The sequence below is a fragment of the Altererythrobacter xiamenensis genome (assembly GCF_900177715.1).
Lineage (GTDB): Bacteria > Pseudomonadota > Alphaproteobacteria > Sphingomonadales > Sphingomonadaceae > Erythrobacter > Erythrobacter xiamenensis.
The window spans coordinates 528,168-552,974 of sequence record NZ_FXWG01000003.1; the positions used below are offsets into that span (position 1 = coordinate 528,168).

Consider the following 24,807-nt stretch of genomic DNA (forward strand, 5'->3'; position numbering starts at 1 on the left):
TCCTTCAGGTTCCGATCAAGCCGTCATCAGCACGCCGCGATAGATCGGGTCTTCCATGGCGCGGCCGGTGCCGATCGCAACGCAGGAAAGCGGATCTTCGGCGATGCTGACCGGAAGGCCGGTCTCTTCGCGAAGTTGTTCGTCGAGCCGACCGATGAGTGCGCCACCGCCGGTAAGAACGATGCCTTGATCCACGATGTCCGCAGCGAGTTCGGGCGCCGTATTTTCCAGCGCGATGCGGACGCCTTCGACGATTGCGCCGATGGGTTCGCTCAATGCTTCGGCGATATGCGCCTGGTTGATCGTAATTTCCTTGGGCACTCCGTTGACGAGATCACGACCCTTGATCGTGATCGTTTCGCCCACGCCGTCTTCAGGCATCCGGGCGATCCCGTAATCCTTCTTGATCCTCTCTGCAGTGGCTTCACCGATCAGCAGATTGTGGTGTCGGCGGACGTAGGAGACGATCGCCTCGTCCATCTTGTCACCGCCGGTGCGGACCGAGGTAGTGTAGGCGAGGCCGCGTAGCGAAAGCACCGCCACTTCGGTGGTGCCGCCGCCGATGTCGACCACCATCGAGCCAACCGGCTCGGTCACAGGCATGTCGGCACCGATGGCTGCGGCCATGGGTTCGAGGATCAGGTAAACTTCGGAAGCACCCGCGTTCGATGCAGCATCGCGAATGGCGCGCTTCTCGACCGAGGTCGCGCCCGAAGGCACACAGATAACAATCTCGGGATAACGGAACAGCGAACGCTTGCCATGCACCTTGCGGATGAAGTGCTTGATCATGTGTTCGGCGATTTCGATGTCGGCGATGACGCCATCGCGCAGCGGCCGGATCGCCTCGATGCTGTCCGGGGTCTTGCCCATCATCATCTTCGCATCGTCACCCACCGCCTTGACGCGCTTGAAGCCGTCAACGGTCTCGATTGCCACGACGGACGGTTCGTTGAGGATGATTCCCTGGTCTTGCACATAGACCAGCGTGTTGGCCGTACCGAGGTCGATGGCCATGTTTTGCGAACCGAATTTCAGGAGATTGGAAAAGAAGCTCATTTCTTGGTGCAAGTCCGTCGAATGGTGATGGTCAGAATCAAATTGGCGTTAGGGCGCCCGACTGATGACCGAGGTTGCGGGGTGTGCACGCTCTCTAACCAAAGGCGCGGGAAAAGGCCAAAATAATTGTTGAAGGTGAGGGGGATTTTCCACCGCTGGCCTCGATTCTATGCCGTCTGACCGCTAGCCTGCGCCACATGCCGCAAATTCGCCGCCTTCCCGAGAGCCTGGTCAACCGTATTGCCGCCGGTGAAGTGGTCGAACGTCCGGCCGCCGCGCTCAAGGAACTGGTCGAAAACGCGGTTGATGCCGGGGCAACGAGAATCGCGGTCAAGCTGGTCGAGGGCGGGCTCGGCCGGATCGAAGTGACCGACAATGGCTGCGGCATGACGCCGGACGAAATGACGCTCGCGCTCGAACGCCATGCAACCTCGAAACTGCCGGATGAGGCGATCGAGCAGGTCGCGACTCTGGGCTTCAGGGGCGAAGCGCTGCCAAGCATCGCCAGTGTTGCGCGCTTCACGCTCGAAAGCCGTCCGCAAGGTGCGGACACGGGCTGGAAGCGGGTGGTCGACCATGGCGTCGTGGTGGAAGAGGGCCCTGCGGCCTTGCCGCCTGGGACGCGTGTGCGGGTCGAGAACCTGTTTGCGAAAGTTCCTGCGCGCCGCAAGTTCCTGCGCACGCCGCGCAGCGAATATGCTGCCTGTCTCGACGTCGTGCGGCGGCTCGCCATGGCGCGTCCGGAGATCGCCTTCACCCTCGAACACGGGGACCGCAAGATTATCGGTACACAGGCGGACGAGGCTCTGGCCGACCGCGTCTCGGGTATCGTCGCACGCGAACTCAAGGACAATTCGGTCGCGATCGACATGGAGCGCCCCGGTCCGGGCGGCATGATGCGCCTGACGGGCATCGCGGGCCTCCCGACCTACAATCGCGGCGTGGCCGACCACCAGTATCTCTTCGTCAACGGACGCCCTGTGAAAGACCGCTTGCTGGTCGGCGCGGTGCGCGGGGCCTATTCGGACATGCTCGCGCGCGACCGTCACGCGGTGCTTGCGTTGTTCCTCGATCTGGCGCCCGAGGATGTCGATGTGAATGTCCATCCTGCCAAGACCGAGGTGCGGTTTCGCGATGCACGTGGCGTGCGCGGTTTTATCGTCTCTGGCCTGCGTGAGGCGCTTTCGACCGGCGACCGCCGCAGCGCGCAATCGCCCGATGCGGGGGCGATGAGCCGGTGGCAGCAGGAGCCGATGCGCGACGAACCCTCGCCGGCGCTGCATTCGATTTTCACCGGGCGCGACTGGACCGGGCCGAGAGCGGCAGTGAGCGAAGCGCGTTCCGCCTGGCGCGGAATGGAGGCGGGCGTGATGACCGCAGCCCCTGCTGCCGATTCCGCCGCGCCGATGGGCCGCGCGGAAGAGGCAGCGCCGCTGCCCGAGGATGCCGACTATCCGCTCGGCATCGCGCGCGGCCAGGTCGCCAACACTTATATCGTCGCCGAAGCCAAGGACGGGCTGGTGCTGGTCGATCAGCACGCCGCGCATGAGCGGCTTGTGCTTGAAAGGTTACGCGCTGCCGGTGCATCGGAAGCGGTCGCCCGCTCGCAGGCGTTGCTGGTGCCCGACGTGGTCGAGATGGACGAAACGGATTGCGATCGGCTCGAAGCGGCCATCGAGCAGATGGCTGGCCTCGGTCTGGTGATCGAACGTTTCGGTCCTGCGGCCATGCTGGTGCGCGCGCTCCCCCATGCGCTGGCCAAGGCGAACCCGCAAAAGCTGCTGCAGGATATCGCCGACGATATCGCCAATCACGGTGAGGCGTTGCTGTTGGGCGAAAAGCTGGAGTATGTGCTCGCTACCATGGCTTGCCACGGATCGGTCAGGGCAGGGCGGGTCTTGCGGGTCGAAGAGATGAACGCCTTGCTGCGCGAAATGGAAGCAACGCCGCGCTCGGGACAATGCAATCACGGTCGTCCGACCTGGGTGAAACTTTCGATGGAGGACGTCGAAAAGCTTTTCGGTCGCCACTAGTCGCCACAACAAGGAAAACGAGAATGAAACGGATCGCAACCGGTTTGATCAGTGCTGCCATGCTGGCGGCCATCCCAATGCCCGCCCTGGCCGAAAACCCCGACGAGACGGCGCAGATCATCGACGAGGGCCTGGGACAGTCGCAGGTCCAGCAGCTCGCGCATGAGTTGGTCGATCAGATCGGACCGCGTCTTACCAACTCGACCAACATGCGGAGGGCAGAGGCCTGGGCGGTCGAGAAGATGCGCGAACTTGGCCTGCAGAACGTGCGCAAGGAAGGCTTCGAGTTCGGTCGCGGGTGGGATTACATCGCGTCAGACGTGCGCATGATCGCGCCGCGCCCGCTCGAACTCGCCGCTCTGCCCGTCGCCTGGACCCCGGGCACCAACGGCACGATCGAGGCGGAGATCGTCGTCGCGCCAATCGCCAAGAAGGAGCATTTCGAAGCCTATCGCGGCAAGCTGGCAGGCAAGATCGTCCTGATAACCAAGCCGGGTACCGGGGATGAGCCGGGAACCGCGCCGTTCCGCCGGTTGGACAATGGCGAGATCGCCAAGCGCGACGCAATCGACCTGCCGAGCTTCGACCCCGACAGTCTCGAACGGCGTCGCGAGCAGTCGGACTATGCGCTCGAGCTGGACGAGTTCCTGCGCAGCGAAGGAGCGGTTGCCTGGGTCAAGAAGTCATACCGTGATGGCAAGCTGCTCCACGGCACAGGCTATACGTTCGAAAGCGGCAAGACGCCGAGCCTTCCCGGCTTCGAAATTGCCGCTGAAGATTACCGCCGCCTGACGCGTCTTGCCAAAACGGGGCCTGCTCCGCGCCTTTCGCTGATGGCCGAGACGCGCTTCGTCGATGACGACACGCAAGCCTACAACATCATCGGCGAGATTTCCGGCAGCGATCCCAAGGCGGGTTACGTCATGGCGGGCGCGCACTTCGACAGCTGGTTCGCCGCTGACGGGGCGGTCGATAATGGCGCAGGCAGTGTCACCGTGCTGGAGGCAGCGCGCATCCTCAAGGCAATCGGTGCGAAGCCCAAGCGGACGATCCGCTTCGCGCTTTGGGGTGCGGAAGAGCAGGGGCTTCACGGCTCGCTCGCCTATATTCGCCGCCACATGATGGAACGCGAAGGGGAAGAAGGCCTCAGCCCGCGAGAGCTGGGCCGCGAGTGGCGCTACCTCTATCCGGCGACTCCCAAGCCGGGCTATTCACAGATGAAAGCCTATTTCAACATGGACAATGGCTCGGGCAAGTTCCGCGGCATCCATGCAGAGGGGAATGTCGGGGCGGAGAAATTAATGCGCAGCTGGCTCTCACCTTTCGCAGATCTCGGCGCATCGCAGGTGGTTGCCGGCAATACCGGCGGTACCGACCACGTCTATTTTCAGGCGGTCGGACTGCCCGCCTTCCAGTTCGTGCAGGATCCACTCGACTACTTCGCACGGCTACATCACACCAATGCCGACACCTTCGATCACTTGAGGCCCGACGATCTGCGCCAGACCTCGACTGTGATGGCGGGCGTACTGCTGGCGGCGGCGAATGACGAGGATGCGCTGCCGCGCGAACCGATCCCGCAGGCCCCGCAGGATAGCGATCCGTTCGATTACAAATATCCGGACGAGGATTGAGGAGGAGCCATCGATGCGTCGCATAGTTTTTGCACTGTTCCTTCTCCCGGTGCTGGTCGCTTGCGGCGCATCCGAGGCTCCGGAAGAACCGATCGATATGGACAAGATCAACGAGGACGCGATGGGTCCGGTCGATCGCATCGAGCCGGAGCCTCTGACGTTTCGGAAGCTGTCCGAGCATGACCTTCTCGGAGCTGGCTGCAATTTCACGCCGGACGCCAGCGAGGAACCGGTGTTCGTCGTGGACCAAACGCGCGCACATTTCCTGCTCGAAAACCGCCTGGTCGGGATGTCCCCTGATGTGGGTTCAAGAGAACTGCCCTATGGCGTCCGGACCGAATATGACGGCCTGACCCATAGCGCCGAAATCTGGTTGGCGATGGATACCGCAAAGGCGCAGGATTCCGACCAGGCGGCGGACACCGAACAGGCGGCGGACACTGAACAGGCAGCGGACGCTGAACAGGCGCCGGACACTGAACAGGTTCAGTCACCCGAGGTGACCTATTATCGCGGCACGCTGGAAATCAGGGATCCGCGCGGCCGGTTTGCCTATTCGGCCACCGGGCAATGGCAATGCGGGGCCTGATCAATCCTCGATCGAAGCCTCGGGATTGCGCACGGCAATAAGCCCGTTGGACACCATCTCGAGCACGACCTCGTCGTTCTGGTTGAAGACCTGCGCTTTCGATTTGAATATGCCCATGTCGCGGCGTGACTGGCTGCGGCGCTTCTCGATCACTTCGCTTTCGACGCGCAGGGTGTCACCGGGATAGACCGGCTTCTTCCAGCGAAGATTGTCGATCCCGGGGGAACCGAGTCCCGCCTGCTTTGAAGTCTTCATGTTCTCGACCATCATCGCCATGGTCATCGCGCAGGTGTGCCAGCCACTCGCCGAAATGCGCCCGAAATGGGTTTTCGCTGCGGCTTCGTCATCGAGATGGAAGGCCTGCGGATCATACTTGTTGGCAAATTCGAGCACTTCTTCGCGCGTGACCTCGTAACGACCAAAGCTCTGGCGACGCCCGATCTCGATGTCCTCGTAGTAATTCAACGCAACCTCCCTGCGGTTCACAAGGTCGGGCGTATAAGCATCCAGACGGCCATCGCAATCATCGCGAGGTTCTCGCTGAGCGAAATAAAGCCAAGCGGCACGTCGCCGCTGCCGCCGACGCAGGCGCATTTGATGTCGCGCTTCTGCACATAGACCGCATAAAATACGCTGACGGCGCCGATCGTCCCGATCGTGAAGGCCACGGGGATCGATACGACTGGGAGGATGCGACCTGCCATCAGAACCGCGGCAAGGAGCTCGAGATAGGGATAGAGATAGGCGTAGGGCACCCAGCGCATGCCGAGCAGGTCATAGCCGACGAACATGGTCGAGAATTGCTCTACATCCTGCAGCTTGAGCATTGCCAGCATGGCCATCGAGAAGGCGACGAACCATTCGGCGGCGCGAATGGTGAAGGGCGATCCGAACGCAAACATGCTCAGCGACAGCGCCAGGAGAAGACCTGTGGCGAAAACCGCAAGGACGGGACGGTAGCTTTTGCCACCGTCATCCTTCGCTTTGCCGAAATGTTTTCTCAGCGCGTCATAGCCGCCGATTCGCTCGCCACCGATGAACGTCTGCGGCGTAGTTTGCACATCGTGCTTCGCCTTGAAGGCGTCGGTTTCCTCACGCGTGGTGAGGTGATGATCCTCTACCTCGTATCCCTCCTTTTCGAGGAGATATTTGGATTTCGTTCCATAGGGACAGACATGCTTGTCCATCACCATTCGATAGAGTTTTGCGGTTTCGGTCATCACCTCAATATATACCCCTGGGGGGTATGTTCAAGTCACGCGCGATATGCCGGCACGCGGCCTTCGCTGCCCATGTCGGGGATGATGCGATAGCGCGCGAGGATCAGGCTGAAGAGGCCGAAGATCAGCAAGCCGACCGCCACCAGCGTGAAGACGAACCCTTGTCCGGCCAGTGACGCCACGGCGTCGCCCAGCGTCTTGATCTGCCCGCTTCCGCCGGACATGAAACCGGCCTTGAAGAGCGACCAGCCAATGATGGCGAATACCACTGCGCGGGCAGAATAACCGATTCCGCCCAGCAGACGCGTTTGAGACGGGGCGCTGCCCGAAATGCGCGCCATGAAGCTGCCCGTCAGGCCCTTCTTCGCCTGATTGAACGCAGCGAGGAAGAAGGCGATGCCGAGGACGCCCAGGACAAATCCGCCGAACTCGACGGAAAGCACGCCCGCTGCAGCCTCCTGCGCGCCGCCGCCCGATCCGGCGCCTTCGCTGTTGTTGCCGGCAAACTTCCATGCCGAATAGGCGAGGGCGAAGTGGCCGATGGCGCTACCGGCATGGCCGAGGCGTTTGCCCCAGCCGACGGCGTCGCTGCCCTGGTTCTCGATATCGAACAGGAACGAGGAAAGGCGGAACAGGCCATAGGCGATGAGCCCCACGACCATGATCCAGAGGATCACTTCACCGAGGGGAAAATTCTCGATCGCGCGGAAAATGCCGTCAGTGCCCTGACTGATCTGACCCACGCTGGTGAGCGCGATGATGCCGAGCACCGAATACAGCATGGCGCGGCTGAAATAGCCCACGCGTACCAGCCAGCGAAACTTTTCCGATTTATCGACCATGGATGCCTTCCCCAAAGAGTGGTTTGGGGTGGCAACGGGCGAAACGCGCAAACGGTCCCTTAAATTGCGCCTAGACGTTGAACTTGAACAGCATCACGTCGCCATCCTGGACGAGATATTCCTTGCCCTCCTGACGCAATTTGCCCGCTTCGCGCGCGCCGCTTTCGCCGCCGAGCGAAACATAATCATCGTAGGCGATCGTCTCGGCGCGGATGAAGCCCTTTTCGAAATCGGTATGGATTTCGCCCGCGGCCTGCGGAGCCTTCGACCCTTTGGGGAAGGTCCAGGCGCGCGATTCCTTGGGGCCGGCGGTGAAGAAGGTCTGCAGGCCGAGCAGTTCGTAACCGGCGCGGATGACTCGGGCGAGGCCGCTTTCGGTGAGGCCGAGTTCGGCGAGATACTCGGCGCGATCTTCCTGCGGCATGGCCACGAGTTCGGCTTCGATCGCGGCAGAGACTACGACCGCCTGTGCGCCTTCTGCCTCGGCCTTGGCGAAGACCTGCGCCGACAGCGCGTTGCCTTCGGCGGCGTCTTCTTCCGCGACATTGCAAACATAGAGCACCGGCTTGGCGGTCAGCAGCTGGGCCTGCGCAAAGATGCGCGCCTCCTCGTCATCCTTGGGCTCGGTAAGGCGCGCGGGCTTGCCATCGCGCAGCAGGTCGAGCGCCTGGCCGAGCACGCTCGCCATGATTTTCGCTTCCTTGTCCCCGCCGGTCGCGCGCTTTGCCGCGGCGGGCACGCGCTTTTCGAGGCTTTCGAGATCGGCCAGCATCAGCTCGGTTTCGACCACTTCGGCGTCCGCGATTGGGTCGACCTTGTTCGAAACGTGCTGGATGTCGTCATCCTCGAAGCAACGTAGAACGTGGACGACCGCATCGACCTCGCGGATATTGCCGAGGAACTGGTTGCCAAGGCCTTCGCCCTTGCTCGCACCCTTCACGAGGCCCGCGATATCGACAAAGGCAAGCTGCGTCGGAATGATCTTGGCCGAACCTGCAATCGCCGCGATCTTGTCGAGGCGATCGTCAGGGACCGCGACCTGCCCGACATTGGGTTCGATCGTGCAGAAGGGATAGTTTGCAGCCTGCGCGGCCTGCGTTTCGGTCAATGCATTGAAGAGGGTGGACTTGCCGACATTGGGCAAGCCGACGATCCCGCAACGGAAACCCATCGTGAACTCCGGAAATATTGGCTTGGCGCGGCCCTTAGCGGGGAGGGCGGGCGAAAGCTAGAGCTTGTGCACCGCCATGATCAGCGGACCGTAGCCGGAATTGCCGAGCCAGTCGGTCTGCACGCGCGCCGTGACCTCGTTGATCGGGATCTGCGGCTTGTTGCCCGGATGGACAGGCAGGCGCAGCGGGCGCGTCCCCGCAGGCGCCGCAATGAGTCGAGCTATTGCGCGCGGCACGTCCATCGGATCTGCAGTGCGAGTGGTCCCGTCTTCCTTGCCCATGCGCGCGACCTGCTGCGGATAGCCTGCGGCATGAACGCCGGTCAGGCGCTCCTTCAACTGTTCGGAATAATGGTTGCGATTGACCCAGACCTCCGTCGGGTAGCCCCCCGGTTCGATGATCGTCACATCGATATTGTGCGGCACGAGCTCGTAGGCGAGTTGCTCGCTCATCGCCTCAAGCGCGAATTTCGTGGCGGAGTAATGCCCGGAATAGGGCACGATCACGCGTCCCAATTGCGATGATATCTGGAAGATCTGCCCCGAACCGCGTTCGCGCATTCCGGGCAGGACAGCGCGCGTCATGCGGTGCGCGCCAAAGACGTTGGTTTCGAAGATGAGGCGGGTCGCCTCCATGTCCTGCACTTCGACAGGCGAGGTAATCCCGATTCCGGCATTGTTGATCAGCACATCGACCTGCCCGCCGCCGAGGATGCGATCGACGGCAGCCATCGCGTCATCGATCTCGTGATCGAGCAGTACGTCGAGCCGCAGGACATGAATGTCGAGACCATCCCGTTCGGCGAGGGCTATCAGCTCTTCTGCTTCCGGACGCGGCGTGCTGCGCATGGTGGCGAAGACCTTGGCCCCGAGGCGCGCGTAATATTCCGCACCAAGCCTGCCGAAGCCCGACGAGCAGCCGGTAATGAGAATCGACTTGCCAGTGAGGTCGGGCGCGGCAGGCGCGACCATATCGCTCTGTGCGACGCTTGCGGTCGCTGCGAGCGCGCCGGTTGCGGCAGCCCCGGCAAGAAGTTGGCGGCGGTCGATCGATGGCATTGTTGCTCTCCTAAGCCGTGTCGGTTTCCGCAAAGAAATCCAGTTCATGGAGGCGTTTCTGCAGGTACCAAAGGGCAAAGATATCATAGATGGCGTGTGCCAGCATAACGGTCAAAAGGCTGCCCGTTTCCACGTAAACCACGCCGAACAACACGCCGATCGTGAAAATGATACCGGCGACGACCGGTTTCGCCATGTGAACCAGGGCAAAGATTGCCGAGCTTACGAGTATGGCAGCGACGGTCCCGATATAATCGCCGAGCAGTGTCTGAAGCCCGGCGCGGAACAGTGCTTCTTCGCTCACACCGGCGCAGATGGAAATCCACACGATCGCCCATAGTGGAAGCGGATTCTTGAGAAAGGCATAGGTCTTGCCCTGAAAGCGGACGAGCGTGTCGGTGATTTTCGGGAAGGCATAGAAGCTGAACGCTGCGCCCGCGCTCAGCAGGGCACCAAGTGCGATTCCGCGATACCATTCATGTGGGGCAGCGCTCAGAAACTGCGCGGGCTCCCTGCCTGAAAACCACCAGAGCGCAAATCCCAGCCCGGTAAAAAAGGCCGCTTGCAAACCGACAAGCGTGACGAGCTTGCCGAGCGGGATATCAGCCAGATGCACGTTTGAAGTTCGGGACCCGTCGCTCATTGCATCCGGAGCGCGACATCGCTCATGAAGCGGGGATCGTCTCCCTTGGCGAGCCATTCCGCCTCGGCCCCGATTGCCCCGAGCATCTGGACGAGATCGTCCTGCTCGGCCTTGGCGTAATTGCCCAGCACATAGCCCGAAACGCGGTCCTTGTGACCGGGGTGGCCGATACCGATCCGAACCCGCCGGAAGTCCGGGCCGAGATGCTTGTCGATGGAGCGCAACCCGTTGTGCCCCGCGGTTCCGCCGCCCTGCTTCACCTTCACCTTGAACGGGGCGAGGTCGAGCTCGTCATGGAAAACGGTCAGCGCGTCGGTCCCGAGCTTGTAGAAGCGCAGCGCTTCACCCACGCTCCGCCCGCTTTCGTTCATGAAGGTCGCGGGCTTCAACAGCAGGATCTTCTCGCTGCCGATCCGGCCTTCCTGGGCCCAGCCCTGGAACTTCTTCTGCGGCGGTGCGAAGTCGTACATGTCGGCGATGACGTCGCACGCCATGAAGCCGACATTGTGCCGGTGCATCGCATAGCGTGGTCCGGGATTTCCGAGGCCTACCCAAATCTGCATGGGAGGCCCCTAGCGTGGCCCCACGAAAATACAATTGCCGTGCACGATTCCGCTTTGTCCAAACTGAGAATTGGGAGTAATTATCGGGCGATAAATGCGAGCGGGGAACCATGGACTATTTCAAGTTTGCGTCGCTGCCGTTGATAGCACTGCTTTGCGCCTGTGCGACCTACGAGCCTGGCTGGTCCGGGCAGGGGGCAGAGCCGTTCGAAGAAGCTCTTGCAGACTGCCAGAAAACGGCAGCGGAAACTTCCGATCCCGACGCCAGAGATGCTGTCCTCGTGCGATGCATGGCCGAGAAGGGCTGGACGCGCGATTGACCAATGTCTGGGGCAAACAAAAACGCCGGAGTTCGTGAGAACCCCGGCGCCTTGGTGATTGCGTGAAGCAGACAGAGCTTAGTCTTCGCTCTTCTCTTCCTGTTCTTCGGCTGCGTCTGCATCCTCGCCCTGTTCGGTTGCGGGGACTGCATCTGCATCGACTTCTTCGTCCTCTTCGCCTTCAGCGCCTTCGCTCTTCTTGAGAGCGGACGGAGCGACGAGCGTAGCGATCGTGAAGTCGCGATCGGTGATCGCGCTCTCGCTGCCCTCGGGCAGGGTCACTTCGCTGACGTGGATCGAATCGCCGACTTCCTTGCCGGTTACGTCGATTTCGATCTCGTTCGGGATCTTGTCCGCGTCGCAGACCAGTTCGAGCTCGTGACGGACCACGTTGAGAACGCCGCCCTTCTTGAGACCCGGCGAAGCTTCTTCGTTGGCGAAGATAACCGGAACCGAGACTTCGACCTTCGCACCCTTGGCGAGGCGGAAGAAGTCGACGTGTTCGGGACGGTCGGTGACAGGGTGAAGCGCCACGTCCTTGGGCAGGGTGCGGACGGACTTGCCGTCCACTTCGATCGTCACGATGGAGTTCATGAAGTGTCCGGTGCCAAGCTGGCGGACTAGTTCCTTCGCTTCCACGTGGATCATCGTGGGTTCTTCCTTGCCGCCATAGATCACGGCGGGGACGCGGCCTTCGCGACGCAGTGCACGGGAGGCTCCCTTGCCAGCCCGTTCGCGCGTCTCGGCCGGCAGGGTCAGAGCGTCGCTCATGTCACTTACCTTTCGAATTGCATTGGTTTGTCATTCGGTCCGCCACGCCTCCAGGGATGACCATGGCGCCGAAGCGCGGGCCTTTAGTGCGATGCGGCCCGATTGGCAAGCCTGCAGTTGGGTGCGCGAGGTGGCGGGCCTGCTACTGGATTCGCGAGACGGTAAAGCCGCGCTCTTCCAGCATGGCCTTGAGCCCGTCAGGCCCGACCAGGTGCGCAGCACCAACCGCAACGAAGGGTAGCCGCCCCTGATCCATGACCCGCACGAGGTCATCCGTCCAACGCCTGTTGCGTCCGGTCAGAAGGGCTTCGCGCAATTCGGGATCGGCGAGAATTCCGCTTTCGCTGGCTTCGACCAGCGCCTCGACATCGCCCGCGAGCCAGGCGCGGCGCAGCTCTGCGGGATCGGCCGTGCGGTTTTCGACTTCTTCGACGACAGCGATAAGGAGGTCTTCCTGTTCGCTCTCGGGCAGTTGGTCGAAGATGCCCAGTTGCACCTCGGCTCCCTCGAACTCGCGAATTTCGCGTCCGGCGAATGCTGCGATCATCGCGCGATCGGCGCCGTTTTCGCTTTTGCCGCTTTCGACAAGGCGGGCGAGCATCAAAGCAGCCGCCCAGGTCTCGATCCGGTGAAAATCGGCCTCGCTGAAGTCGGAACGTTCGATCAGCCGGACGAGGTCGGGCCGGGCGGAGGGTTCGACCCGCAGGGAAAGATCGGGCTGCTCCCCACCGATCGCGAGCCTTGAAAACGTTTCGGCGAGGCCCGCGCTATCGGCAAGGTCTGCGATCTCCACCATCAGCAGGTCGGCCGCGTCGATCCTGTCTTCCAGCGTGCCGGTGCGCCAGCGCGTTCCGTCAGGCAGCGAATGGATCGTCCCGAACAGCCAACCGCGCACCGCGCCGCCGCGGTCCGAAACCTCGTACAGCAGCGGCGTCGGTGCAGCGCCATCTGACGCGGTTTCGGCCACATCCTCCCCGCAGGCACCGAGCATGGCCCCGAAGGCAAGGAGGAGCAGCCAGCGAAGCATCTACTGAACGCGTTGCGTCACGATGCCGAGATCTTCGAGAGCATCCTGGACGCTCTCTTCGCCCGCAAGGTGACCTGCGCCGACAGCGATGAATACGGTACCCGGAGTATCGAGCCGCTCGTCGATCCAGTTCGCCCAGTTGCGATTGCGCGCATAGAGCAGCTGTTCGGCGAGCGTCTTGTCGGTCATGCCTTCGTTCATGAGCTTTGCCAGATCATCGGCATCGCCCTCGAGCCACTCGGCTACCATCGCATCGAGCTGGCTCTTGATCTCGTCCACATTGTCGGCCGTCTCGACAAGAAAAGCGATCTGCGATTCCTGCGGCAACCCGTCGAACAGGCCGATCTGGAACTCGATGGTTTCGAGCGCGGCACGATCCTTCTCGCCTGCCTGATCGATCAGGATCTTCTCGACCCCTGCATCGGGCGAATAGCCCTGCTGCATCAGCGGCAGCATGGTCAGCACCATGCCGGCATACCACGGCTCGAACCGGTCGAAGGCGGCGGCGGGCATGCCGAGCTTGCCCAGCGCGGCTTCGTAGGTCGCTTTCTGCTCTTCATCGAGCAGCGAACGCAGGGTGGTATCGGCAGGCAGGATGCCCTTGGCGCCGACCAATTGGACCATCTTCGCCTCGACGCTGTCGTCCATCAGGATTTCGGTCACGATCGAATCCGAAGAGCCGAGCGCGTCGCTGATCGACGAGTTGAGCCAGTTCACCTCCTTGGGCAGCGCATGAACCGTGCCGAAGAGGTAGATCGTGGTGTCCTCGTCCGCGACTTTCCACATGGCGGGTGTGCCGGTTTGAGTTTCCCCGCCAACAGCAGCCTCGACCGCGTCTCCAGCAGCTTCGACATTGGCGGCAGCGTCGGCGGCGGCTTCGACCTCCGCGGCAGCGGCGGCCTCTTGCTCGGCATGGTGATCGGCGAGGGCCGGACCGGAGAACAGAACGGAGGACGCGCACAGCGCCGCAGCGAGCGATTTCGTGAATGTTTTCATGGAAGACAGTCCTTGGATCAATTGCTTTAATGCTAGCTGAAAAGGTCGCGCCTGTCGCCCTGCAATTTGCAAACTCCTACGTGCGACCGACCATAACCGACGGACAAGTGCTGCACTGCGGCATTGACCCTCTCGGGGCGTTGCGCCAAAGCGCGCGGCATGACAGCTGAGCCCGCCCGGAGAGATCCGACCAAGTCCTTCCAGGACATGATCCTGACGCTCCATGACTTCTGGAGCGCCCAAGGATGCGTCATCCTGCAGCCCTATGACATGCGCATGGGCGCGGGCACTTTTCATACCGCTACCACGCTGCGCGCGCTCGGGCCGGAGCCGTGGAATGCGGCCTTCGTCCAGCCGTGCCGCCGCCCGACCGATGGCCGATATGGCGAGAACCCGAACCGGCTGCAGCATTACTATCAGTATCAGGTAATCCTGAAGCCGAGCCCGCCCGACATTCAGGAGCTTTATCTCGAAAGCCTGCGCCAGATCGGGATCGACCCGCTCAAGCACGATATCCGCTTCGTCGAGGATGACTGGGAATCGCCCACGCTCGGCGCCTGGGGGCTGGGCTGGGAAGTCTGGTGTGACGGGATGGAAGTCACCCAGTTCACCTATTTCCAGCAGATGGGCGGGTTCGACTGCAAGCCGGTCGCGGGTGAGCTGACCTACGGGCTCGAACGCCTCGCCGTGTACATCCAGGGCGTCGACAATGTGTACGACCTCGCGTTCAACAAGCAGGGCGTGAGCTACGGTGATGTCTTTCTCGAAAACGAGAGGCAGATGTCGAAGTGGAACTTCGAAGTCGCCGAAACAGACGCGCTGTTCGACCTGTTCAACAAAGCAGAGGCCGAGTGCAAGAATGCGCTCGCGCATGACGTGCCGATCGCCGCCTACGAACAGGCGGTGGAGGCGAGCCACATCTTCAACCTGCTGCAAGCGCGCGGCGTGATCAGCGTGCAGGAACGCGCCAGCTACATGGGCCGCGTCCGTGACCTCGCTCGCGGATCGTGCGAAGCGTATATGGCGAAGGAAGCGCCCGTCTGGGCCGAGAAATATCCGGAGTGGTCGAAATGAGCGACTTCCTCCTCGAACTCCGCAGCGAAGAAATCCCCGCCCGGATGCAGGCGGGCGCCCGCGCAGAGCTGGAAAAGCTGTTCCGCCGCGAAATGGACGCTGCTGGTGTCGCGACAGGCGAGATCACCGTGTGGTCGACCCCGCGCCGCCTTGCGCTGATCGCGCGCGGCCTTCCCGAAGCGACCGAGGCCGTGCGCGAAGAAGCCAAGGGCCCGCCCGAGGGTGCGCCCGATCAGGCCATCGACGGTTTCTGCCGCAAGAACGGCGTCACACGCGACCAGCTGGAACTGCGCGACGTCAAAGGACGCAACACGTATTTTGCCGTGATCGAGAAACCGGGGCAGGCGACGAAAGACCTGCTGGCTGACGCCATTCCGGCAATCATCCGCGACTTCGCCTGGCCCAAGTCGATGCGCTGGGGCGCGGACTCGATCTCGACCGAAAGCTTACGCTGGGTGCGTCCGCTATCGGGCATCGTTGCGCTGCTCGGCGATGATGTGATCGAATGCGAAGTGCATGGCGTGACGAGCGGCGCTGTGACGCTCGGCCATCGCTTCCACCATTCGGGCGACATCACGATCGGCAATGCCGACGACTATGCGATGAAGCTGCGCGCGGGCCATGTGATCGTCGATCACGAGGAGCGGCAGGACGCGATACGTACCGGCGCGAAACAGGTTGCCGAAGTGGCTGGCCTCAAGCTGGTAGAAGATGAAGGTCTGGTGATCGAGAACGCGGGCCTGACCGAATGGCCAGTGCCGCTGCTCGGCCGATTCGATGAGGACTATCTCGATGTTCCGCCAGAGGTCATCCAGCTGACCGCGCGCGTGAACCAGAAGTATTTCGTGTGCGAAGACAGCGCCGGAAAACTGGCGAACGCCTTCATCTGCACCGCCAATATCGAGGCGGTCGATCCGGCTGTTGTGGTCGACGGCAATCGCAAGGTGCTCGCGGCGCGGCTGTCCGATGCGCGCTTCTTCTGGGAACTCGATCAGAAGACGACGCTCGCGGACCATGCGGAAGGCTTAAAGCGCATCACCTTCCACGAGAAGCTGGGCACCGTGGCCGACAAGGTCGAGCGCGTGGCCAAGCTTGCGCGCTGGCTCGCGGAAGAGAAGATCGTTGCAGCCGATCCCGACCTCGCCGAACAGGCGGCGCGGCTTTCCAAGGCCGACCTCGTCACAGAGATGGTCGGCGAGTTTCCCGAACTGCAGGGCCTGATGGGCGGATATTACGCCGAGAAGGAAGGTCTGCCGCAGGAAGTCAGCGACGCGATCCGCGATCACTACAAGCCGGTTGGGCAGGGCGACGAAGTGCCGACCGCACCGGTCACCGTGGCGGTGAGCCTCGCGGACAAGCTGGATACCTTGGTGGCATTCTTTTTATCTGGCGAACAACCAACTGGATCGAAAGATCCTTACGCGCTGCGACGGGCAGTCATTGCCGTTTTACGGATTATTTCTGAGAATAATCTGCGCTTCAGAATGCAAGGAGCCATTTATCAGGCGGCGCGGTGGCTGTTAGAACAGGGGCCAGGTGACGACGAGTATGCCATTCACTTTCTAATCTACGCACGCGATTTCGTGTGGACTTCGCGGATGATCATGGAAGCTGAGGATATCGGGGACAATATCGCCTCGAAGGGTCAAATTGGCTACACGCGGACCAATTGGTATCTCGGTCTTGCCTCACTTCCGACTTTCTTCGCCGACCGCCTCAAGGTTCAGCAGCGCGAAGCGGGCATCCGTCACGACCTGATCGACGCCGTGTTCGCACTAGGTGGTGAAGACGATCTCGTCCGTCTGCTCGCCCGCGTTCACGCGCTCCAGTCCTTCATGGAGACAGACGACGGCGCGAACCTGCTCGCGGGTTACAAGCGCGCGGCCAACATTCTCAAGAAAGAAGATTGGGACGGCCAAGCCTCTTCCGAACCCGAGCATACCGGTGAGGAAGATCCGCTGGCGCTCGCCGGCAAGCCCGAGTTCGACGAGGCGATGGCCAGCCACATGGGGAACGATGCTGGCGGCAACGGCCTTTCCTACTCGCCCGAACCGAGCGAAAAGGCGCTGATCGATGCGCTCGACAGCGCGGAACCCAAGGCCGCGGCAGCCGTAGAGGCAGAGGACTTCGCCGCGGCAATGTCCGCGCTGGCTTCCCTGCGCGCACCGATCGACCGGTTCTTTGAAGACGTGATTGTCAACGCCGAAGAAAAGCATGTGCGCGCAGCCCGGCTCGACCTGCTAGCGCGCTTCCGCGATGCGGTGCACCAGGTCGCGGATTTTGGAAGGATCGAGGGCTGAGAGCGGGTTTCTGTTGGTAAAGTGTCAAGCTGATCCAACAGACAAAATCTATGATCTTTCAGCGAGTTATAGAGAGTATTGAACTTGACGCGCTGTCAATTGTGTCAAGTTTGTAGGAGATAGAAGAGTGAAAACGGTCTACACCTTTGGCGGAAACGCCCCGCATGACGACCCGCGGCAGAAGGACAAGACCGTTACCGGCGGCAAGGGCGCGAACCTTGCCGAAATGGCCTCGATCGGCCTGCCGGTCCCTCCCGGTTTCACCATCACCACCGAAGTCAGCGTTCAGCACCTGAACGGGGAGGACATTCGCCCACAGCTTGAAGACAAGGTGGCGGACGCGCTCGCCCATATCGAGCAAACCGTCGGCAAGACATTCGGCGATGCCGCCGATCCGCTGCTCGTCTCGGTCCGCTCGGGTGCACGTGTCTCCATGCCCGGCATGATGGACACGGTGCTCAACCTCGGCCTCAATGACGAGACGGTGGCGGGGCTCGCGAAGGTGTCGGGCGATGAACGCTTTGCCTGGGACAGCTATCGCCGCTTTATCCAGATGTATGCGGATGTGGTGCTCGGGCTCGATCACGGGTTGTTCGAGGAAGCGCTCGAAATCGCGAAGGAAGACAAGGGCTTCTACGCCGATACCGAGATGGAAGCCGACGACTGGAAGACGCTGGTCGCGGAATACAAGCAGATCGTCCAGGACGAGCTTGGCGAGCCATTCCCCGCCGATCCGCTCGACCAGCTATGGGGCGCGATCATTGCCGTATTCGCAAGCTGGGACAGCGAGCGGGCCAAGATCTACCGCCGCCTGAATGACATCCCTGCCAATTGGGGCACGGCCGTCAACGTGCAGGCGATGGTGTTCGGCAACATGGGCGATACCTCCGCAACGGGCGTTGCCTTCACCCGCGATCCGGCGACCGGTGAGCGCGCCTATTACGGCGAGTATCTGATCAACGCGCAGGGCGAGGACGTGGTGGCGGGCATCCGCACGCCGCAATATCTGACCAGGGCTGCGCGCGAGGCTGCAGGCGCAAAGCCGCTGTCGATGGAAGAGGCTCTGCCTGATGCCTACGGCGAGCTCGCCCGCGTGTTCGACCTGCTCGAACGGCACTACAAGGATATGCAGGATATCGAGTTCACCGTGCAGCAGGGCACGCTGTGGATGCTGCAGACCCGCACTGGCAAGAGGACCGCCAAGGCCGCGCTCAAGATGGCGGTCGATATGGTGGAAGAAGGCCTCATCGACGAGGAAGCCGCCATCCGCCGCGTCGATCCGATGGCTCTGGACCAGCTGCTCCACCCGACGCTCGATCCCGATGCGGAGCGAGACGTGCTGACGAGCGGCCTGCCGGCTTCTCCCGGCGCGGCGAGCGGCAAGATCGTGCTCGATGCGGATACTGCCGAGACATGGGCGCAGCGCGGTGACAAGGTCATCCTGGTGCGGGTCGAGACCTCGCCCGAAGACATCCACGGCATGCATGCAGCGCAGGGCATCCTCACCGCGCGCGGCGGCATGACGTCGCATGCGGCGGTCGTGGCGCGCGGCATGGGGCGCCCATGCGTTTCGGGCGCCTCGGGCGTATCGATCGACGTGAAGGCGCGCACTCTGCGAATCGGCGGACGCGAGCTCAAGGAAGGCGATACGCTGACGCTCGACGGCGGCAACGGGCAGGTCATGGCCGGCGAAGTGCCGACCATCGAGCCGGAGCTTGCCGGCGATTTCGGCACGCTGATGGAATGGGCCGACAAGCACCGCCGGATGCGCGTTCGCACCAATGCCGAAACGCCTGAAGATTGCCGCATGGCGCGCCAGTTCGGGGCCGAGGGCATCGGGCTTTGCCGTACCGAGCACATGTTCTTCGATGCAGAGCGCATCAGCGCGGTGCGCCAGATGATCCTCGCCGAAGACGAGAAGGGCCGCCGCAAGGCGCTTGAGAAGCTCCTGCCCGAACAGCGCAAGGATTTCCATGAGATCTTCGAAGTCATGGTTGGCCTGCCTTGCACGATCCGTCTGCTCGACCCGCCGCTGCACGAGTTCCTGCCGCATGGCGATACAGAGTTCGAGGAACTGGCGGATGCCACGGGCTACGGCGTCGACCACCTCAAGCGCCGGGCCGAGGAATTGCACGAGTTCAACCCGATGCTGGGCCATCGCGGGTGCCGCCTCGGCATTACTTTCCCGGAAATCTACGAAATGCAGGCGCGCGCGATTTTCGAGGCCGCTTGTGATGTGAGGAAGGAAAGCGGCGAAGCGCCTCTGCCCGAAATCATGATCCCGCTTGTCGCGACGAAGCGCGAGCTCGAACTGCTCAAGGCGCTGGTCGACCGCACCGCGAAGACGGTGTTCGAGGAGAAGGGCCTCGAGGTTGACTACCTCGTCGGCACGATGATCGAACTGCCTCGCGCGGCTCTCATGGCCGGTGAAATCGCCGAGGAAGGCGCATTCTTCTCCTTCGGCACGAACGATCTGACGCAGACGACGCTGGGCGTTTCGCGCGATGACAGTGCGCGCTTCCTCGCTCCCTACGTCGAAAAGGGCATTTTCGCTCGCGATCCGTTCGTCAGCCTCGACATCGATGGTGTCGGCCAGCTGGTCGAAATGGCGGCTGAGCGGGGCAGGGCGACACGGCCCGACATCAAGCTCGGCATTTGCGGCGAGCACGGCGGCGACCCGGCGTCGATCGGGTTCTGCGAGAAGGTCGGGCTGGATTACGTTTCGGCCTCGCCATACCGCGTGCCGATCGCGCGGCTTGCAGCGGCTCAGGCTGCGCTCAAGGCTTAGCGCCAGCCAGTCAGGGTCAGGATTTCGAAGGTCTCGGTGACGCGGCCTTCGTCATCCTTGAGCGCATCGAAAGCCTCTTGCGCACGGGCAAGTCCGGATTTTCCGACAGGCGGCGCCTTGGTCTGGAGCACCGAGGTGAGCGCCTGTTCGCGTAGGTCGGCAATCATCCGGTCGAAGCTACGATAGCTCACTTTGAGATTACGCGAATCGACGACCTGGCGTTTGAACCCCGCCCGTTCGAGCAGCGCGGTCGCGGCGCGGTTGTCGATTTGCGGATGGATTCGCGGTGCCGGTCGATCGCCATCGGCAGCAAGCATGATCTTTCGAAGGGTGGGAAGGGAGCCTGCGCCTGTCATCTGGCCGATGAAAAGACCGTTATCGGCGAGTGCATTTCGGGCGTGGATCAACGCGCCCGGAAGGTCGTTGAGCGTGTCGAGCGTGCTCAGACTCACGACGAGGTCGCAAGGCTCGACAGGGTATGGTTGCTCCTCATCGAAATCGGCAATTCTTTGCATCTCGACTTCGAAGCCGCGACGCTCCAGCTCCCGCACAATTCCGCCGTTTAGCACCCCCAAGAGCAGCGCTCGCCCTTCACGCAGTCGCATGAAATCGAGACGTTCGAGAACCTCTTCCTGCATGTCCTCACGCAAGAAATCCGCGCTGTCTTCCGCATCGGACAGAGCCTCTGCCCGCTTCCACCGTGCGGCTCGGCGAACCTTGTCGAAGATTTGAGGGACTTTACGCTCTTCCATGCGAGCGCAGTGCCGCGCTTGCCATTCAAGTTCAACCCATGCGACGGAAGATCGCATGTCATTCGGGTCGCAGATTGCCGAGGGGCTCGCCCCTCTCGTGGACCTTGTCTATCCACCGCGTTGCCCGATTTGCGGAGAGGGCGTCGGCCGGCATGGCGGCCTTTGCCTGACCTGCTGGAGCGAGCTCGTCATACCGGGCGAGCCCAGCTGTTCGCGTTGCTCACGGCCCTTCGCCCCGGGCGCTCAAGAGGGGCAGGTTTGCGCCCCTTGCCTTGCCCAGCCGCCGCGTCACGACGGAGTATTTGCCGCCACGCTCTATAACGAGCCTTCTCGCAAGCTCGTGCTTGCCTTCAAGCATGGCGGAAAGATCGGTCTCGCACCGCTCTTGGCACGGCTGATCGCGGCGCGACTGCCGGAACCGACGGAGGATTCGCCGCTACTTGTGCCGGTTCCGCTGCACCGCTGGAGGCTTTGGAAGCGCGGATACAACCAGGCGGCATTGCTCGCCAGAGAGCTCGAAAAACTGGCGAAGGGGACATTCGTCCCCGACGCGCTTGTGCGGAGAAAAGCAACCCCGTCACTGGGAGGGCTTGGGCGGAAGGCTCGCGAACGCGCCCTGTCGGGTGCGATCGAGGTTCCCGCGAGACATCGTTCGACGGTGAAAGGCAGGGGCATCGTGCTCGTGGATGACGTTCTCACGAGCGGCACGACGGCCAGTACCTGTGTTTCGGCGCTGCTCAAGTCGGGCGCACGTTCGGTGCAGATCGCCTGTTTCGCCCGTGTGATGGAGGAGGCGCTGGATGTGGCGAGAATGCAGGACGGCCTGAAAAGCGAAACGCCCGAGGTCGCGAAGACCTCGGGCGCCACGTGACGAATGTCAACGAACCCGCTCTTCAGAGCTCAGCCGACCGCCCCCTAATTCGGTCGTCAGGGTCCTATCCCTCATCGTTCATACCGCAAGCGCCAGTACCCCCCGGTAGGCAACTTCCGGCCACCCCCTGAACCTGGCGCTCTGTTGGCACCGCTGTTCGGTGGACGAACCGTAAGGTCCGTAAGCCAAGGTTTCTCATTGGAAAGCCGTTCATTAAAGCGTCATCTTGATTTGTTTGTCATTTTGACCGTTTTCTGTGGTTATCCTGCAACAAATGGTCGTATGCAGGGCTCGATTTGTCCCCCATTTGCTAGAGAGAGCGCAATTGTCCCATTCAACCGATGCCAGCAAAGATCGGGAAACCGGTTCGAACTTCATGCCGAAATTCGACGATCGCGGTCTGCTTACCGCCGTCGTAACCGATTCGAGCAGCGGCGAAGTGCTGATGGTCGCGTTCATGAATGAGGAGGCGCTTGCCTTGACGCAGGAAACGGGCGTTGCGCATTTCTGGTCGCGGTCTCGGCAGGCGTTGTGGAAGAAGGGCGAGACCTCCGGCAATACCTTGCAGGTCGATGAAGTGCTGGTCGATTGCGACCAGGACGCGCTTGTTCTGCGCTGCACGCCTGCTGGTCCGACCTGCCATACCGGTGCGGTCAGTTGCTTCTATCGAAAACTGGAGGACGATGGGCTGACCCGCGTTCTCTCGTAAGGGTCAATTCTTGACGCTAACGTAAAGGTAAGCTACGACCCCGGTCATGGCTTCAGCACCAGCACAAGACTCGAACAAGGGTGAAGCGCGCAAGCACGGCGGCGCTCATCTCGATCGTCCCGACAAGCACGCGCGCGAGCAATTCTCGATCTCCGACCTTACCAGCGAGTTCGATTGTACCGCCCGCGCTCTGCGATTCTACGAGGACGAGGGCCTGATCTCGCCCTCTCGCGTCGGTCTGACCCGCGTCTATTCGAAGCGGGACCGTGCGCGACTTGCATGGATCATGCGCGCGAAGAATGTCGGTTTCAGCCTGACCGAAATCCGCGAGATGATCGATCTCTACGATCTCGATGACGGCCGGGTCGAACAGCGCCGTGTGACGGTGGAAAAATGCAAGGCGCATGTCGCCAAGCTGAAACGCCAGCGTGCCGATATCGATTCCTCGATCAAGGAGCTCAGCGAGTTCATCAAGATGATCGAAGATCTCGATTTCGATTGACCCGAAGCCGACACCACGACGAGTTTACAATACCCCCACTTCTTCCAAGGACACGCTAGATGCCCATCTACTCCGCTCCCACACGCGACACGCGCTTTATCGTCAACGAGGTCCTCGACCTTGCAAGCTACGGCAATTTGCCGGGCTTCGAGATGGCGACCGAGGATGTGACTGACGCCGTCATCAATGAAGGCGGCAAGTTCTGTTCTGAAGTGCTTGCCCCGATCAACCTGTCGGGTGACCAGCAGGGTTGCACCCGCCATCCCGATGGCAGCGTGACCACGCCGGACGGCTTCAAGGAAGCCTTCGACCAGTTCCGCGAGGCGGGCTGGGGCACGCTCTCCTCTCCCGAAGAGTTCGGCGGTCAGGGTATGCCCCACGTTCTCGGGATGGTGATGGAAGAGTTCATCTCCGGCGCCAACCAAGCCTTCGGGATGTATCCCGGCCTGACCAATGGCGCCGTTTCGGCCCTGATTGCCAAGGGCAGTCAGGAGCAGAAGGAGAAATATCTTCCGAAGATGATCTCCAACGAGTGGACCGGCACGATGAACCTGACTGAGCCGCATTGCGGCACGGATCTTGGCCTTATTCGTACCAAGGCGGAGCCCAATGGCGATGGCAGCTATGCCATCACCGGGACCAAGATCTTCATCTCCGCCGGTGAGCACGACATGGCGGAGAACATCATCCACCTCGTGCTCGCCAAGACGCCGGGCGCGCCGGATAGCACGAAGGGCATTTCGCTTTTCGTCGTTCCGAAGTTCATCGTGAACGACGACGGTTCGCTGGGCGAGCGCAACGGCGTTTCCTGTGGCTCGATCGAACACAAGATGGGCATCCATGCCAACGCCACCTGCGTGCTGAACTACGACGGGGCGACGGGCTGGCTCGTCGGCGAGGAGAACAAGGGACTCGCCGCCATGTTCATCATGATGAACGCAGCGCGTCTCGGCGTCGGCATCCAGGGTCTTTCGCAGGCAGAAGCCGCTTACCAGAACGCGGTCGCTTACGCGCTCGACCGTCGCCAAGGTCGCGCTCTCACCGGTCCTGAAGAGCCGGAGGAAAAGGCCGACCCGATTTTCGTCCATCCCGACGTCCGCCGTATGCTGATGGACGGCAAGGTGTTCACCGAGAGCATGCGTGCGCTGTGCCTGTGGGGCGCGCTTCTGGTGGACCTGAGTCACAAGGCAGCGACCGAAGAGGAACGCGCCGAGGCGGATGCTCTGATCGGCCTGCTGACCCCGGTCATAAAGGGCTACGGCACCGACAAGGGCTATGATGTTGCAACCAACATGCAGCAGGTCTTTGGCGGCCACGGCTATGTCGAGGAATGGGGCATGAGCCAGTTCGTGCGCGATGCCCGTATCGCCATGATCTATGAAGGGACCAATGGCGTGCAGGCGATGGACCTGTGCGGCCGCAAGCTGGCGCAGAACGGCGGCGCTGCGATCCAGGCCTTCTTCAAGCTTGTCGACGAGGAAATCGCTGCGGCGAAAGAAAACGAACAGCTTGCCGATCTTGCAACCCGCCTCGAAAAAGCACTGGGCGAGCAGAAGGCTGCGACCATGTGGTTCATGCAGAACGCGATGGCGAACCCGAACAACCTCGGCGCCGGGGCGCATCACTACATGCACATCATGGGGATCGTGGTGCTCGGCCTGATGTGGCTGCGGATGTCCAAGGTCGCGCTCGAAAAGCTCACCGGCGAGCCGGAAGACAAGGCTTTCTACGAAGCCAAGCTGGTTTCCGCGAAGTACTACGCCGATCGCTTCCTGCCCGATGCAGGCGCGCTGCGCCGCAAGATCGAGACCGGCAGCGAGAACATGATGGCTCTGGAAGAAGACGCTTTCCAAACCGCGGCCTGATTTCTTCGATCGTGATTTG

23 protein-coding genes are annotated in these 24,807 nt (G+C 61.8%); 11 read left to right on the plus strand and 12 right to left on the minus strand.

What is annotated here, in order from left to right; genetic code table 11:
• Positions 1–15 precede the first annotated feature (15 nt).
• Complete coding sequence (locus CCE89_RS13175; protein WP_086438507.1) at positions 16–1,059, minus strand: rod shape-determining protein; 1,044 nt, start codon at positions 1,057–1,059, stop codon at positions 16–18.
• A gap of 197 nt (positions 1,060–1,256) precedes the next feature.
• On the opposite strand from CCE89_RS13175, the gene mutL reads away from it, so the two are divergent.
• Genes mutL through CCE89_RS13190 form a run of 3 tightly spaced genes read left to right on the plus strand, consistent with a single transcriptional unit; the run spans position 1,257 to position 5,315 of the window.
• Positions 1,257–3,092, plus strand: a complete 1,836-nt coding sequence (gene mutL, locus CCE89_RS13180) for a DNA mismatch repair endonuclease MutL (RefSeq protein ID WP_086438508.1) — start codon at positions 1,257–1,259, stop codon at positions 3,090–3,092.
• A gap of 23 nt (positions 3,093–3,115) precedes the next feature.
• Positions 3,116–4,726 (plus strand): M20/M25/M40 family metallo-hydrolase, encoded by a 1,611-nt coding sequence (locus CCE89_RS13185; RefSeq protein ID WP_086438509.1) that lies wholly within the window; start codon positions 3,116–3,118, stop codon positions 4,724–4,726.
• A gap of 13 nt (positions 4,727–4,739) precedes the next feature.
• Complete coding sequence (locus tag CCE89_RS13190; protein WP_086438510.1) at positions 4,740–5,315, plus strand: hypothetical protein; 576 nt, start codon at positions 4,740–4,742, stop codon at positions 5,313–5,315.
• Here the strand turns inward: CCE89_RS13190 and CCE89_RS13195 are convergent, their stop codons facing one another.
• From CCE89_RS13195 to pth, 7 genes are all read right to left on the minus strand, one after another.
• Entirely contained in the window at positions 5,316–5,780 is a 465-nt protein-coding gene (locus CCE89_RS13195) for a MaoC family dehydratase (protein WP_086438817.1), read from the minus strand. It abuts the gene before it with no gap.
• Between the two features lie 17 nt (positions 5,781–5,797).
• Complete coding sequence (locus CCE89_RS13200) at positions 5,798–6,535, minus strand: glutaredoxin family protein (protein WP_086438511.1); 738 nt, start codon at positions 6,533–6,535, stop codon at positions 5,798–5,800.
• A 35-nt stretch (positions 6,536–6,570) separates the two neighbouring features.
• Positions 6,571–7,377, minus strand: a complete 807-nt coding sequence (locus CCE89_RS13205) for a DUF1206 domain-containing protein (RefSeq protein WP_086438512.1) — start codon at positions 7,375–7,377, stop codon at positions 6,571–6,573.
• Between the two features lie 70 nt (positions 7,378–7,447).
• Positions 7,448–8,548 carry a redox-regulated ATPase YchF gene (gene ychF, locus CCE89_RS13210; RefSeq protein WP_086438513.1) on the minus strand — a complete coding sequence of 367 codons (1,101 nt, stop codon included), beginning with the start codon at positions 8,546–8,548 and terminating at the stop codon, positions 7,448–7,450.
• A 57-nt stretch (positions 8,549–8,605) separates the two neighbouring features.
• Complete coding sequence (locus tag CCE89_RS13215; protein ID WP_086438514.1) at positions 8,606–9,607, minus strand: SDR family oxidoreductase; 1,002 nt, start codon at positions 9,605–9,607, stop codon at positions 8,606–8,608.
• A gap of 10 nt (positions 9,608–9,617) precedes the next feature.
• The gene (locus CCE89_RS13220; RefSeq protein ID WP_086438515.1) at positions 9,618–10,250 is read right to left on the minus strand and encodes a CPBP family intramembrane glutamic endopeptidase; all 633 of its coding nucleotides are present in this window, start codon (positions 10,248–10,250) and stop codon (positions 9,618–9,620) included.
• Complete coding sequence (gene pth, locus CCE89_RS13225; RefSeq protein ID WP_086438516.1) at positions 10,247–10,813, minus strand: aminoacyl-tRNA hydrolase; 567 nt, start codon at positions 10,811–10,813, stop codon at positions 10,247–10,249. Before pth ends, CCE89_RS13220 begins: the two co-directional genes overlap by 4 nt.
• A 110-nt stretch (positions 10,814–10,923) precedes the next feature.
• Between pth and CCE89_RS13230 the strand changes: the two genes are divergently transcribed.
• Positions 10,924–11,133, plus strand: a complete 210-nt coding sequence (locus tag CCE89_RS13230) for a hypothetical protein (RefSeq protein ID WP_086438517.1) — start codon at positions 10,924–10,926, stop codon at positions 11,131–11,133.
• 78 nt (positions 11,134–11,211) lie between these two features.
• Here the strand turns inward: CCE89_RS13230 and CCE89_RS13235 are convergent, their stop codons facing one another.
• From CCE89_RS13235 to CCE89_RS13245, 3 genes are all read right to left on the minus strand, one after another.
• Positions 11,212–11,904 (minus strand): 50S ribosomal protein L25/general stress protein Ctc, encoded by a 693-nt coding sequence (locus CCE89_RS13235; protein WP_086438518.1) that lies wholly within the window; start codon positions 11,902–11,904, stop codon positions 11,212–11,214.
• 142 nt (positions 11,905–12,046) lie between these two features.
• Positions 12,047–12,931, minus strand: coding sequence for a TraB/GumN family protein (locus tag CCE89_RS13240; protein ID WP_086438519.1), 885 nt, complete (start codon positions 12,929–12,931; stop codon positions 12,047–12,049).
• A complete protein-coding gene (locus tag CCE89_RS13245) occupies positions 12,932–13,927 on the minus strand; it encodes a TraB/GumN family protein (RefSeq protein WP_086438520.1) in 996 nt (331 codons plus the stop codon).
• A gap of 159 nt (positions 13,928–14,086) precedes the next feature.
• On the opposite strand from CCE89_RS13245, the gene CCE89_RS13250 reads away from it, so the two are divergent.
• The 3 genes from CCE89_RS13250 (at position 14,087) to ppdK (ending at position 20,089) form a co-directional block, all read left to right on the plus strand.
• Positions 14,087–15,001 (plus strand): glycine--tRNA ligase subunit alpha, encoded by a 915-nt coding sequence (locus CCE89_RS13250; protein WP_086438521.1) that lies wholly within the window; start codon positions 14,087–14,089, stop codon positions 14,999–15,001.
• Positions 14,998–17,301, plus strand: a complete 2,304-nt coding sequence (gene glyS / locus CCE89_RS13255) for a glycine--tRNA ligase subunit beta (protein WP_086438522.1) — start codon at positions 14,998–15,000, stop codon at positions 17,299–17,301. Before CCE89_RS13250 ends, glyS begins: the two co-directional genes overlap by 4 nt.
• 127 nt (positions 17,302–17,428) lie before the next feature.
• Positions 17,429–20,089 carry a pyruvate, phosphate dikinase gene (gene ppdK, locus CCE89_RS13260; protein ID WP_086438523.1) on the plus strand — a complete coding sequence of 887 codons (2,661 nt, stop codon included), beginning with the start codon at positions 17,429–17,431 and terminating at the stop codon, positions 20,087–20,089.
• Here ppdK and CCE89_RS13265 read toward each other — a convergent pair.
• Positions 20,086–20,841, minus strand: coding sequence for a methyltransferase domain-containing protein (locus tag CCE89_RS13265; protein WP_086438524.1), 756 nt, complete (start codon positions 20,839–20,841; stop codon positions 20,086–20,088). The two genes, ppdK and CCE89_RS13265, sit on opposite strands and share 4 nt — an antisense overlap.
• Positions 20,842–20,896: 55 nt before the next feature.
• On the opposite strand from CCE89_RS13265, the gene CCE89_RS13270 reads away from it, so the two are divergent.
• The 4 genes from CCE89_RS13270 to CCE89_RS13285 all read left to right on the plus strand — a co-directional run bounded on the left by CCE89_RS13270 (position 20,897) and on the right by CCE89_RS13285 (position 24,788).
• On the plus strand, positions 20,897–21,712 hold the full coding sequence (locus CCE89_RS13270) for a ComF family protein (protein ID WP_086438525.1): 816 nt from the start codon (positions 20,897–20,899) through the stop codon (positions 21,710–21,712).
• Between the two features lie 325 nt (positions 21,713–22,037).
• On the plus strand, positions 22,038–22,421 hold the full coding sequence (gene hisI / locus CCE89_RS13275) for a phosphoribosyl-AMP cyclohydrolase (RefSeq protein ID WP_268762253.1): 384 nt from the start codon (positions 22,038–22,040) through the stop codon (positions 22,419–22,421).
• A 46-nt stretch (positions 22,422–22,467) separates the two neighbouring features.
• The gene (locus CCE89_RS13280; RefSeq protein WP_086438527.1) at positions 22,468–22,923 is read left to right on the plus strand and encodes a MerR family transcriptional regulator; all 456 of its coding nucleotides are present in this window, start codon (positions 22,468–22,470) and stop codon (positions 22,921–22,923) included.
• Between the two features lie 59 nt (positions 22,924–22,982).
• Positions 22,983–24,788, plus strand: coding sequence for an acyl-CoA dehydrogenase C-terminal domain-containing protein (locus CCE89_RS13285; protein WP_086438528.1), 1,806 nt, complete (start codon positions 22,983–22,985; stop codon positions 24,786–24,788).
• The last annotated feature ends 19 nt before the right edge of the window (positions 24,789–24,807 follow it).

Coding starts and splice junctions, on each gene's coding strand:
- CCE89_RS13240 (WP_086438519.1), bottom strand. CDS start 12,931: ATGCTTCGCTGGCTGCTCCTCCTTGCCTTCGGGGCCATGCTCGGTGCC.
- mutL (WP_086438508.1), top strand. CDS start 1,257: ATGCCGCAAATTCGCCGCCTTCCCGAGAGCCTGGTCAACCGTATTGCC.
- CCE89_RS13270 (WP_086438525.1), top strand. CDS start 20,897: ATGTCATTCGGGTCGCAGATTGCCGAGGGGCTCGCCCCTCTCGTGGAC.
- CCE89_RS13185 (WP_086438509.1), top strand. CDS start 3,116: ATGAAACGGATCGCAACCGGTTTGATCAGTGCTGCCATGCTGGCGGCC.
- CCE89_RS13190 (WP_086438510.1), top strand. CDS start 4,740: ATGCGTCGCATAGTTTTTGCACTGTTCCTTCTCCCGGTGCTGGTCGCT.
- CCE89_RS13250 (WP_086438521.1), top strand. CDS start 14,087: ATGACAGCTGAGCCCGCCCGGAGAGATCCGACCAAGTCCTTCCAGGAC.
- glyS (WP_086438522.1), top strand. CDS start 14,998: ATGAGCGACTTCCTCCTCGAACTCCGCAGCGAAGAAATCCCCGCCCGG.
- CCE89_RS13245 (WP_086438520.1), bottom strand. CDS start 13,927: ATGAAAACATTCACGAAATCGCTCGCTGCGGCGCTGTGCGCGTCCTCC.
- CCE89_RS13265 (WP_086438524.1), bottom strand. CDS start 20,841: ATGGAAGAGCGTAAAGTCCCTCAAATCTTCGACAAGGTTCGCCGAGCC.
- CCE89_RS13220 (WP_086438515.1), bottom strand. CDS start 10,250: ATGAGCGACGGGTCCCGAACTTCAAACGTGCATCTGGCTGATATCCCG.
- pth (WP_086438516.1), bottom strand. CDS start 10,813: ATGCAGATTTGGGTAGGCCTCGGAAATCCCGGACCACGCTATGCGATG.
- CCE89_RS13200 (WP_086438511.1), bottom strand. CDS start 6,535: ATGACCGAAACCGCAAAACTCTATCGAATGGTGATGGACAAGCATGTC.
- CCE89_RS13285 (WP_086438528.1), top strand. CDS start 22,983: ATGCCCATCTACTCCGCTCCCACACGCGACACGCGCTTTATCGTCAAC.
- ychF (WP_086438513.1), bottom strand. CDS start 8,548: ATGGGTTTCCGTTGCGGGATCGTCGGCTTGCCCAATGTCGGCAAGTCC.
- CCE89_RS13215 (WP_086438514.1), bottom strand. CDS start 9,607: ATGCCATCGATCGACCGCCGCCAACTTCTTGCCGGGGCTGCCGCAACC.
- CCE89_RS13280 (WP_086438527.1), top strand. CDS start 22,468: ATGGCTTCAGCACCAGCACAAGACTCGAACAAGGGTGAAGCGCGCAAG.
- CCE89_RS13235 (WP_086438518.1), bottom strand. CDS start 11,904: ATGAGCGACGCTCTGACCCTGCCGGCCGAGACGCGCGAACGGGCTGGC.
- CCE89_RS13230 (WP_086438517.1), top strand. CDS start 10,924: ATGGACTATTTCAAGTTTGCGTCGCTGCCGTTGATAGCACTGCTTTGC.
- CCE89_RS13205 (WP_086438512.1), bottom strand. CDS start 7,377: ATGGTCGATAAATCGGAAAAGTTTCGCTGGCTGGTACGCGTGGGCTAT.
- CCE89_RS13175 (WP_086438507.1), bottom strand. CDS start 1,059: ATGAGCTTCTTTTCCAATCTCCTGAAATTCGGTTCGCAAAACATGGCC.